Consider the following 10,201-nt stretch of genomic DNA (forward strand, 5'->3'; position numbering starts at 1 on the left):
GCCGGCGCCTGCCCGGTGCGCCCGCGCTGCCCGACGGGCGCGGCGCGCTGCTGGGGGCGGGCTCGGAGCTGCGGGCGCTGGCCGGCCAGTGGGGTTCCAGAGTGGCGGTCTCGCAGGAAACAGGGCAGGAGACCACGAAGGAGGCGGTGCTGGTACGGCCGGACGGCTACGTCGCCTGGGCCGGACACCGGGAGCAGGAGCTGGCCGAGGCGTTGCACCACTGGTTCGGCCCGCCGGCCTGACAAGGCGCGTTGGTGCCCGGCTTTCGGACGCTGGTCCGCGGGGGTGGCGAGGTCGTGTCGGACGTGCAGCCAGACCCCCGTCGTCGTGACCGCGAAGTCCGCTGAGCGCGGTTCGCTGGGCGCGGTTCGGCCTCGCCACCGCAGATGTCCGTCTCGCTTGACCTCTTGCGCGTCAGTCCGGCAGCCAGTGCAGCTCGTGCGCCAGGGCTTTGGCGGCGGCACGGATGCGGTCGTGTAGTGGCGACTGCTCGCGTGGGAGGACCAGGTGGACCGTCAGGCTGGGCGCGTCCCGCAGCGGTCGCCAGGTGAGGCCGGCCGGTTGTGCCGTGGCCGCGGCTTCTCCCGCCGGGGCGAGGGTGACCCCGTCGCGCAGGTCGCGCTGGGACATGTCGTAAGAGACGGCGGGCGTGTGGAATCGGGGGCGCGGTCGGATGTCCCGGAACAGCGCGAACAGCTGATCGTGGATCACGGGGTTGGCCGCCCGGTCCGGGAGTCGTAGCGGATACGCGCCCGCGTCGGCGATCTCGATCTCCGGGCATTCGGCCAGCGGATGGTGCTGTGCCAGCTGGACGCCGACGCGTTGACGTCGCAGCAGGAACCGGCGCACGCCACGGCCCGGTTGTTCACCGCGGGTGATCCCTGCATCGATGCGGCCGTCGGCGACCGCCGCGGAGATCTCCGGTGTCGCCATCGGGAACGCGCCGACATCGAGTCCGCTGTTGCCGCGAACCAACCTGTCCACCAGGGCCGGTGCCGTCTCGGCCCCGGCGCTGAGGCTGTATCCGATGCGCAGCGTGCCCAGTTCACCGGCCGCCGCGCTCCGGGCGGCGCCCCACGCCCGGTCCAGCGCCGCCAGCGCGGGCGGCGCGGACTCCGCCAGAGCCGCACCGGCCGTGGTCAACACGACGTGACGCGTGTCGCGGACCAGCAGCACCGTACCCAGCTGCGCCTCCAATCGGCGCATCCGGGCGCTGAGGGCGGGCTGGGCGATACCGATCCGTGCGGCCGCGCGGGTGAAGTTCAACTCCTGCGCCAGCACCAGGAAGTACCGCAGGCTCACCGTATCCGGCGCCACGTGCCCTCCCCGCCCGATTGATCACGATCCGTTCTGAGCCTATCCCGTACCGGTCTTTCCCTCGACCGCGCATCAAGCCCTAACCTGCGCATGCCGGGATCGATCGATCTGAGTGTCCATTCGACGCCAGACGCGTCCGGCCGAACACAGGAGGTTTTCATGGCTAAGGGCTATTGGGTCAGCGTCTACCCAGCCATTTCCGACTCTGAGGGGCTGGCTGCCTACGACGAGCTGGCCCGTTTGGCTGTCCAGGCTGGCGGCGGGCGCCTCCTGTCCCGTGGCGCTCGAGTCGTCGCCCACGAGGCTGGAATCACGGAACGCGTCATTCTGATCGAGTTCGACAGCTTTGAAAAGGCCGTCGCGGCATACGAGAGCGAGGCGTACAAGAAGGCGCTGGCGGCCTTCCCCGCCGGCGCCGAGCGCGACTTCCGCATCATCGAAGGCATCGACTGACCGTCACGCCCAGCGATCGCCGAGCTTCGAAGGCGACCTCGCTGACGCCGCCGCCTTGGCGGCGGCGCGGTCGTCATCCACTATCCGGCAGCGGATAGCAAGGAAGCGTCCGGCTGGCCCGCTGAACGGCCCAAGAAACACGGGAAGGACAGTGCGGTGGAGGAAGTGTCGAAGCAGGTGCTCGCCGAGCTCGGCGTGTACTCCGAGGTAATCCGGCAGGTGTTCGACGGCCGCGACCTGACCACTCTCCGCACGCGGCAGCTGCGCTTCGAGCGCTGCTCCTTCGTCGGCGCCGATCTGCGCCACGCGATGCTGGATGGCTGCTTCTTCAAGATGTGCGACCTGCGTGAGGCCAATCTGCGCGGCGCCTCACTGCGCGGCGTCCGCCTGGCCGGATGCGGCTTGCAGGGCGCAGACCTGCGCGATGCCGACCTCACCGACGCCCAACTCGGCCTCGTCAACACCGGCGTCCACCCCTACGGCCAGTCCGATGTGACCGGCGCCGACCTGACCGGCGCCACCATCACCGGCCTGCGCGCCGACCAGGTCATAGGCTGGCCCCCGCACCCCGCCGGCCCTGCCGGGCGGAAGCGTCGCTGATCGCACTGCGCCCCCGCGATGCTGCTGTACTCCCGGGCACGTGAAGAGGAGTGCACCCGCCTGGACGTCGACGACGTCGCCATCACCGCCCGCACCGGCACCATCCGCCCGCACGGCAAGGAGACCAGGTCCGCACCGTCCCCTTCCGAAAGTCGCGCGGGAGCGGCCGAGAGTGATGTCGGCCCCGTGCACGGTGGCGTCTGGTTCGTCCGAGGGCGACGCCCTCCGTCCATGCCAGGAGTCAGGGGAAGCGGGAGTAGGTCACGTAGTCGGCCACGACCCGGAAGCCGGGACGTTGGTATGCGGCTGGGTTCGCCGGAGTCGTGACGTGCACGACCTCGGCCACACCGTCGTCTAGCAGCGAGCTGGTGACTGCGGCTACCAGCGCGGTCGCATAGCCGCGCCCCCGATGTTCGGGCGCGGTGTAGATCGGCTCGAGGCGCACCGCCGAGCCGAAGCGGGGACCGTGCCCGGCCACCGCCACCACCCGACCTCCGGTCTCCCAAAGGTGCAGGTCGCCGGAGACAAGGCGGCCGGCGACGGCACCGGGCGTGCCATGGCCCCTGGTGACGGCTTGGTACCAGCGGTCCAGCAGGTCGTGGTCGGACGGCGTCGCGGGCCGGGCGAAGCCGTCCGGTGCCGGACACGACTGGAGCGTCTCCAGCCGGTGCAGCCGCGCCCGGTGGCCGACCGGCTGCCCCGGACAGGCCGACCCGAACGCTTCGGCGAGGTCACTGCGGCCTTCCCACGCATGGGGTGCACCGCCAAAGCCATCGTCCAGGTGCCCGGGCAGCGCGGCAGCGGCCTCCGTTGGCATGTCGCCGAGAAGCAGTGGCCCGAAGGACGGGCAGACGAATGCACCGCCGACCGTCCCGTCCGGGCCCGTCCACCAGCCGAACAGCGGCGCCGTCAGTTTTCGGCCGGAGTGACGCTGAGCCGATAGCGCGATCAGTAGAGGAAGGTTGGTCGCCGCCCGTCCGAGCAGGAACTCCTCGCCCGCGACGAACTCGGCCGGATCACCCACCACAGACCAGCCGAAGGTCAACGCCACCGCCGCCCCTCCCAGGACGCGAGCGAAGCATCAATCCTCAGACGTCGGCCGCGAAAGTGGATCAGAGGATGGCGTTGACCAGAGCCGGCGGGCATCCGAAGCGGCAGCATCAGCTCGATCACGGGATCCACCATCCGCTCATCATGTCGCCCAACAGGACGCGCCGTCACGTTCCCGTCATCCCGCCCCTGCGAGAACGGCCCTCGATCCCTCACCCCCCAAAGCCTCGGCCCCAAACAGACCCACACCTCAGGTCGGATGAACGATCTGATAGCCCTCGCTCCATTCGTCTGTGTCCAGTTCGTAGCCGCCGATCAGGAAGCAATTGGGCCCATCCCTGAATCCAGGAAGCGGCCTCGCCCGGCCGACACGGTCTTCCGCATGCTCACGCGTCGAGTGCACCCCGAGGATCTTCGGGTTGTCGCCCTCTTCCTCACAGATTGAGACCCGATTGCTTTCGCTGCGGTGAATGACGGTCCCTGTCTCGTCTCCGGCCTGATGATGGACGTGCCACAGCACATAGACCTTGGTGACCATGATCAAAGTTCGCGCCCGTCGGCCCACCGCAAGCGACCGACTTAAACGTCGTCTCATTTGGTGAGGTCGCGGCAGCAGATGAGGGCGGCGGCGATGCCGACGAAGGCCCGGAGTTGGTCGGCCTTGCGCTGTAGTGGCGGTGCAGGCGACAGAGGCCGTTCATCCATGACACCGTCCGCTCGGCCACCCACCGGTGCCGGCCGAGCTGGTTGGAGGCCTCGATGCCGCAGCGGGCGATCCGCGGGACGATGTTGCGGCTGCGCGGCCACGCCCGCGGTCGACGTAGTCGTAGCCCTTGTCGGCGTGCTACTTGCTAGACGGCGCCTGCGTGGGCTACGCCGGGAGCGGCCCGCCCTCCTTTGGCGGTGCGGACGCTGACGGAGCCGTTCGCTCACCGCACCCAGTCCAGTTCCCCGGCCGCGCCGAGGTCGTCCAGCATCACCCGGTGGAGCTTGGCCCACACCCGGGCGGCGCTCCAGTCGGCGAAACGGCGGTGCACCGTTTGCCAGGACGCGTCGAACGTGGGCGGGAGTTGCCGCCAAGTTCAGCCGGTGGCGGCCACGAACACAATCGCCGCCAGCACGCTGCGGTCGTCGGCTCGCCGCCGTCTCCAGCCCTGCGGCCCCGTCGGCGCCGGTGGAACCACCCGCTGGAACATCTCCCGCAATCCGTCCGGTTCCAGCCTTCCTCAAAGCTCGCCCCGGCTGGCTCAACGAGACATCACCCATCAAACACGGTCTAACTCGACGACTCCGTCGCTGGCGGGACACCGCACTGCTCGCAGCCGTTCGCATGATCGTCCCGACAGACGTAGCCGATGGCACCTTCCACGCACCATTCGGCGGCTGCTTCGGACAGCAGGTCCGGCCCGGCAAGCAGGAGCCGACGCAGTTCAGCGTTGTCCGCAATGTCGGCCGGACGGCTGGTGAACCACTCGTCGAACCAAGGTTTGTCCCGGTGCACGCGCCAGTGTCCGTGCTCCCGGTCGTCGACTGCGGCAACGAACCGATCGACGATGCGCTCCCAACTGGGTGCGCCGAACCAGCCGTTGTCGGACGCGCAGAAGAATTCGATCAGGGTCCGCAGGCCGAACTCCTGCTCGTGGAGGCGGTACGCACGGCCCCAACTGATCGCGTCCTGTGCCATCTCCGCAAGGTCGTCGCGCGGATCATCCCCGTGCGCCGGGTCGTCAGGGTTGTGGCAGGCCAACCCGAGCTCGAGCACGGACTGTCCAGTCGGCAGAACCCGAGACGGGTTGACGATCGCGAGACCGACAGCGACCCAGTCGACATGGTCAAACGACAGCAACGAGCGCACGAGCCGGGTGGTCGCCGCGTTGATCCGCATCATCATGCCGTCGTGCAGCGGGCTCCTGCCGGCATGCCAGTTCTCCACAGGCGTGTTGCGCCACAGGGCGAGCGTGATCCGGGTGGCGGCGAGCCACAGCAGAGCGTCGTCGTCAAGGTGCCCGAACCGGCTGGCGCACTCCTGGGCACCGTACTGGATCAACATTCGCTGGTTCGGTCGCGCGTGGCTGTCGGACTTCTCAGGTTCGACGTACTCGTAGTCGGTGGCGTACTCGTCGAGGATCTTGTTGAGCTCGGCTGCGCTGCCGGCGACGTCGTAATCGAAGCCGTCCGGCCCATTGACGACGTACACGTCGTGGTCCCACGTGACTTGCACGTCGCCCCAGAGCACGACGTCGTCGCACTCGTCGATGGCGCCGTCAGTCACTACCGGCTTGATCATGATCGGTGCAGTTCGTCCATCGGTCCGCCCGTCGTCCTGGTCAGCTGCCCACGCAGTGATGACGCCGAGCGGCTTCGGGACGAAAGGACCGACCTCGGTGAAGCTGAACGGCTCGTCGTTCTCATCGGTGTCGAACCGGCTGTTGATGAACGCGACCGCCTCGGCAGGCGTACTGACGACGGCCTCGGCGCCACTGTCGTTGTCGACGACTCGCCACAACTTGCTGTTCTTCACGACGGTCTCCGATCTAGGTGGGAACACCCAGGGCTGGCAGGACGTGCCGAGGTACTCGGCGCTGACTCCAATGATGGGGTGACCCGTCCCCTCTGTAGGTCTCGCAAGCGCTCGTCGGCGAAGATGAGCTCCCGCTGATGTCAGCGATCGGGACGGTGCCCGAGTGCTGCTGGCACACTGCTGCCCCAACTTCCCGCGATTTGATCTCATGTGACCCGACCAGGGCTAAGACCGTGTCTTGATTGGTGACTCATCGTTGGATCGGTCGTGGCGAGCTTCAACGAGCGACTGGTTCCCGACGAGCTGTGGGAGTTGTTCCAGCGGGTGATCCCGCCAGCAACGGCCCGACCGCAAGGCGGCGGACGACGCCGGGCCGATGACCGCAACGTGCTGGCCGCGATTGTTTTCGTGGCAACGACCGGATGTATCTGGCGGCAGCTCCCGCCGATCTTCGGTGCGTCCTGTCAGACGGTGCACCGCCGGTTCACCGGGTGGATCCAGGCGGGGATGTGGGCCAAGCTGCACCGCGTCATCCTGGACGAACTCGGTGCGGCCGGCGAGCTGGAATGGTCGTGATGTGCCATCGACGCCGTCAGCGTCCGGGCTGCCAAAGGGGGGAGCTGACGGGCCCGAATCCTGTCGACTGCGGCAAGAACCGGCGGAGACTGGTCGACGCACCGACAAGGTCGGGTCCGAAACGACGAGAAGTCGCGGCAAGTGCCGGAGTGGGGTCCGCCGGATGAGTGCCGATGTTTTCAGCCTGGTGCACGCACAGTACGACGGGGACGACGGCGGCTGGTAGCGGTTGCGTTCCAGTCCTTCTCGTATGTCACCTGGTTCGCGAACACGTTAACGGCCCGCTCGCACCGGGGCCGGGGCGAGGCTGACCTCCGCCCCTTGCCGGCCCGCACCTGTCAGGACCAGGACGTTCTCGGGGGAGTGAGGCATCCATAGACACCGAGAGGATATCGCCGGGTACGTCGCCCCGCGCGTGCGGACTGGAGTGGACGGCTGCGATTCCTCAGGCCTACTGTTGAACCAGATTCCCGTCAATGAACGGAATGAAAATGAAGCGGTTTATGGTTATGCGGATCTCGCTAATATTTCTTGTGTTGCTTCCTCCGCTCTCCTCCTGTGCGCGCTCAGACAGCGGGAAGCCTGAGAAAATGTGTGCCCCTCTGCCTGGCAGATGTGGAGACACCCTCGGCCCTACTCCTGACCGAACGCCGAAATAGGGCAACGGGAGTGTGGTCCGAAGTCGTCATCGGAACAAGCTCTTGGCGCGGGAAAGGCGCGCCTGCTGGGTGCCGTAGAGCGCGACGGGACGTAACCCTCGGCCGCATTCCGGCCGGACCAACCACGCACCCAGGGTGCGCTTACCGGACCCCGCCGGAGGGCGCCCTCTGTGCAGGATGACAAACAAGAACAAGCGGGCCAAGCAACGCCGCGATGTGTGCGGCCGCCCGGTCGTCGGCGCTCTCCAGGTCGGGAGTGAGCTGCGAGAAGGAGCCCTTCGCCAGTAACCGCGAAGGCGGCACCGCGCTGAGCGTCAACAACCGCGGCACCGCCTGGGCGCCTGCCCGGGAGCAGGACAAGCAGGCCGGGTACATCACCTCCTCTCACAATGCCTTTCGCACCCTCGACGGCGACGCGTCTACCCGTCAGGGGCGGCAGCCACGTGGCCAGCGCCGCGGCGGGCGGGCCGTCCGCGCACGTGGTGCAAGGCATGGTGTTTGAGCTGTGCTGACACCTGCGGGGGACGACCTGAAGGTGCTCGCGGTCGGCTGGGCTCGCGGGGCTGCGGCGTACGCCCTTCGGTACACCCACGACCCGGCTGCGACGACCCCGTTTTTGGCGACTTGCCCCCTTTGGCCTGGCCGTTCGCGGCCCACGTGCCTGGGAAGCCACCGGAATGTGACGGGGATGGTGCGAGCTCGTATGACTACCTTTAGTAGTCATCAGCGTATAGCGACGCGAGGGCCCCATGTTCCGACTACTGATGAGCACCGCAGCCGCAGCAGGTACGGCCGCCGTACTGACTGTGTCCCCGGCGAGCGCCGACGCCCATCGCGCAAGCGGCGCCCGAGACGCCGACGCGCTGGCGGCCTCCGTCTGCCGCGCCTACGCCTCTGGCAAGTCCGGCGCCTACTCGGCCTGCCGGCCCCCCCAGACCATGTACACGCACCGGGTTGCTGTGAAGTGCGTGAGCAGCTTCACAGGGGCCTCCCACACCAAGCACGGGCCGTGGGTCGGCGGGTTCAGCGTCTCCAGGGCCAGCTGCAGGTGGGGGTTGGAAATGCGGGAGAGCTACTGGTCCGAGGGGCACCCCGAACGGCCCTGAACGGCGAGCGGACGAGCCCAGTGGCGCCGCGCCTCATCGAGCGGGGCCCGATGCGAGAGGCGATCTTCCGGCAGGCTGACGTCCAGCTGGCCCGCGCGCTGCACACGGGGGCCCGGCGGGGGCGTGAGGAGGGATGGTGCTACGCCGAGTGGGAGGACTATCCGGCCTCAGTACAGACGTTCATCACCGCTCATCTGCCGGACTCGGCCTAACCCGCCCAGGGCCGGCCGCAGATGTGATGTCCCGCCGCTGAACGGACCGTCTCGGCGAAGCTCCAACGCGGTGGATGTCGTTGCTGAACCGCAGGTAGCGGAGCGGCACCGATGTGCACCTCGGCGGTGGCGTTCTGGGCTGTCGGCCGAGGTCGCGTGTCGCGGTGGTTGCGTCGGTACGGGCATCGCCAGCCTAGCCATCCTGGCCGAGGTGGAGGCCGCCGACGCGATCGGCTGGGCCCGCGCGCACTATCACCCCAAAGCTGTGACACCCCTGGCGGCGTCGATGGGGGAGCCGTTTCTCGCAGGTCGTCCCGACCGGTGGCAAGGCCCTCGGACACGGTCCGCGTTTGGTGCCGCGGCCGAGCAGGCGGTGCGTGCGTCCGCCGGTCCGAACGGCACATCGGTTCGCAGGCGGCGGGCGGACATCGCCGGGGGTTTGGTCTGCACGTTGAGGTGGTCAGCATGAACGGGGGTGCGGGAAACTGCAGGCCGCTCGGGTTGATCGCCGCATTCCGGGCCCGTGCGGGCGTGTCTAGCGTCGGGTCGCGTGAAGGAGAAACTGCTCGACTCATCACGCCGCCTGCTCGGCGGCGTTCTCGGATTGCTGGCCCTCGGCGTGGTCATGTTCGCCGGGGCGGTGTTGGACGGCCCACCGCGCCCGGCGCCCGCGGACGCTCGGGCGGACGAGTTCAGTGCCGCGCGAGCCCTCGGCCATCTCAACCGGTTCGCCAAGGAGCCGCGGCCGATCGGCAGTGCGGCGAGCGCGAGGACACGCGACTACCTCGTTGAGCGTCTGCGCGCCCAAGGGTTCGGCGTGCAGGTGCAGCGTGCGGTCGGAGCTTCCTCCGGGGCAGGGCTGGCGACGTTCGGGCGGGTGGAGAACGTGGTCGCCACCCTCCCGGGCCGCGACTCCACCGGGATGATCATGCTGGCCGCGCACTACGACTCCGCGGCGATGGGGCCTGGGGCGTCCGACGACGGTGCGGCCGTGGCCGCGATCCTGGAGACGGCCCGCGCGCTGCGGGAGCGCGGCCCGCTGCGCAACGACCTGGTCCTGCTGCTGTCCGACGGTGAGGAGGACGGCGTGCTCGGCGCTGAGGCGTTCGTCCGGGAGCGTCCGCTCGGCCGGGCCAGGGGTGTGCTCCTCAACTTCGAGGCGCGTGGCGCGGGCGGGCCCACGCTGATGTTCGAGACGACCCGGAACAATGCGCGGCTGGTCAGCGCGTTCGCGGACGCGGCGCCGAGGCCGCATGGTGACTCCTCGATGGTCGAGCTCTACCGGATGCTGCCGAACAACACCGACTTCACCCCGCTGTCCAAGGCCGGGTTCCGCGGTATGAACTTCGCCTGGATCCAGCGCGGTTCCCACTACCACACGGCCACGGACTCCATCGGCAACCTCGATCGGGGCAGCCTCCAGCACCACGGCGCCACCATGCTCGCCCTCACCCGCACGCTCGGGAACACCGACCTGGCCGATCTGGACGGCAGGGGCGACACGACCTACTTTCGGCTGCCCGGGGTGATGGTGACCTACCCGGGGGCGCTGGTGCCGGTGCTGACCGTCCTGTCGGTCCTGGCGTTCGGCGGGCTGATCGTGGCGGTGCGGAAGCGGCGGCTCGCGAGCCTGCCGCGCATGCTGATCGCCGCGGTGTCCGCGGTGCTGCCGCTGCTGCTGACGGCCGTACTGGCGCAGGTGCTGGG

Annotated in this window: 9 protein-coding genes and 3 pseudogenes; 7 read left to right on the forward strand and 5 right to left on the reverse strand. The window is 68.7% G+C overall.

What is annotated here, in order from left to right:
* On the forward strand, nucleotides 1-242 hold a 242-nt coding region (locus tag AB0J52_RS14670; protein ID WP_500182094.1), incomplete at its 5' end, for an aromatic-ring hydroxylase C-terminal domain-containing protein.
* A 172-nt stretch (nucleotides 243-414) separates the two neighbouring features.
* Here the strand turns inward: AB0J52_RS14670 and AB0J52_RS14675 are convergent.
* Nucleotides 415-1,317 (reverse strand): LysR family transcriptional regulator, encoded by a 903-nt coding sequence (locus AB0J52_RS14675; RefSeq protein WP_500182095.1) that lies wholly within the window; start codon nucleotides 1,315-1,317, stop codon nucleotides 415-417.
* A gap of 159 nt (nucleotides 1,318-1,476) precedes the next feature.
* Between AB0J52_RS14675 and AB0J52_RS14680 the strand changes: the two genes are divergently transcribed.
* Nucleotides 1,477-1,770: a DUF1330 domain-containing protein gene (locus tag AB0J52_RS14680; protein ID WP_500182096.1), complete on the forward strand. Its 294-nt coding sequence runs from the start codon at nucleotides 1,477-1,479 to the stop codon at nucleotides 1,768-1,770.
* Nucleotides 1,771-1,926: 156 nt separating this feature from the next.
* The gene (locus tag AB0J52_RS14685) at nucleotides 1,927-2,370 is read left to right on the forward strand and encodes a pentapeptide repeat-containing protein (RefSeq protein ID WP_500182097.1); all 444 of its coding nucleotides are present in this window, start codon (nucleotides 1,927-1,929) and stop codon (nucleotides 2,368-2,370) included.
* A gap of 241 nt (nucleotides 2,371-2,611) precedes the next feature.
* Here the strand turns inward: AB0J52_RS14685 and AB0J52_RS14690 are convergent, their stop codons facing one another.
* The 4 genes and pseudogenes from AB0J52_RS14690 to AB0J52_RS14705 all read right to left on the reverse strand — a co-directional run bounded on the left by AB0J52_RS14690 (nucleotide 2,612) and on the right by AB0J52_RS14705 (nucleotide 5,941).
* Nucleotides 2,612-3,421 (reverse strand): GNAT family N-acetyltransferase, encoded by an 810-nt coding sequence (locus AB0J52_RS14690; RefSeq protein WP_500182098.1) that lies wholly within the window; start codon nucleotides 3,419-3,421, stop codon nucleotides 2,612-2,614.
* A gap of 249 nt (nucleotides 3,422-3,670) precedes the next feature.
* Nucleotides 3,671-3,958, reverse strand: coding sequence for a DUF7336 domain-containing protein (locus AB0J52_RS14695; RefSeq protein WP_500182102.1), 288 nt, complete (start codon nucleotides 3,956-3,958; stop codon nucleotides 3,671-3,673).
* A 118-nt stretch (nucleotides 3,959-4,076) separates the two neighbouring features.
* Nucleotides 4,077-4,616 (reverse strand): annotated as a pseudogene (locus AB0J52_RS14700) (transposase); the annotation flags it as partial.
* 80 nt (nucleotides 4,617-4,696) lie between these two features.
* Nucleotides 4,697-5,941, reverse strand: coding sequence for a hypothetical protein (locus AB0J52_RS14705; protein WP_500182099.1), 1,245 nt, complete (start codon nucleotides 5,939-5,941; stop codon nucleotides 4,697-4,699).
* 252 nt (nucleotides 5,942-6,193) lie between these two features.
* Between AB0J52_RS14705 and AB0J52_RS14710 the strand changes: the two are divergent.
* The 4 genes and pseudogenes from AB0J52_RS14710 to AB0J52_RS14725 form a co-directional block, all read left to right on the forward strand.
* Nucleotides 6,194-6,633 (forward strand): annotated as a pseudogene (locus tag AB0J52_RS14710) (transposase); the annotation flags it as partial.
* 745 nt (nucleotides 6,634-7,378) lie between these two features.
* A pseudogene (locus AB0J52_RS14715) lies at nucleotides 7,379-7,678 on the forward strand (hypothetical protein); the annotation flags it as partial.
* Between the two features lie 654 nt (nucleotides 7,679-8,332).
* A complete protein-coding gene (locus tag AB0J52_RS14720) occupies nucleotides 8,333-8,494 on the forward strand; it encodes a hypothetical protein (protein ID WP_500182100.1) in 162 nt (53 codons plus the stop codon).
* Nucleotides 8,495-9,044: 550 nt separating this feature from the next.
* A partial coding sequence (locus AB0J52_RS14725) for a M20/M25/M40 family metallo-hydrolase (RefSeq protein ID WP_500182101.1) occupies nucleotides 9,045-10,201 on the forward strand: 1,157 nt, incomplete at its 3' end.

The organism is Spirillospora sp. NPDC049652 (assembly GCF_040675125.1).
Lineage (GTDB): Bacteria > Actinomycetota > Actinomycetes > Streptosporangiales > Streptosporangiaceae > Spirillospora.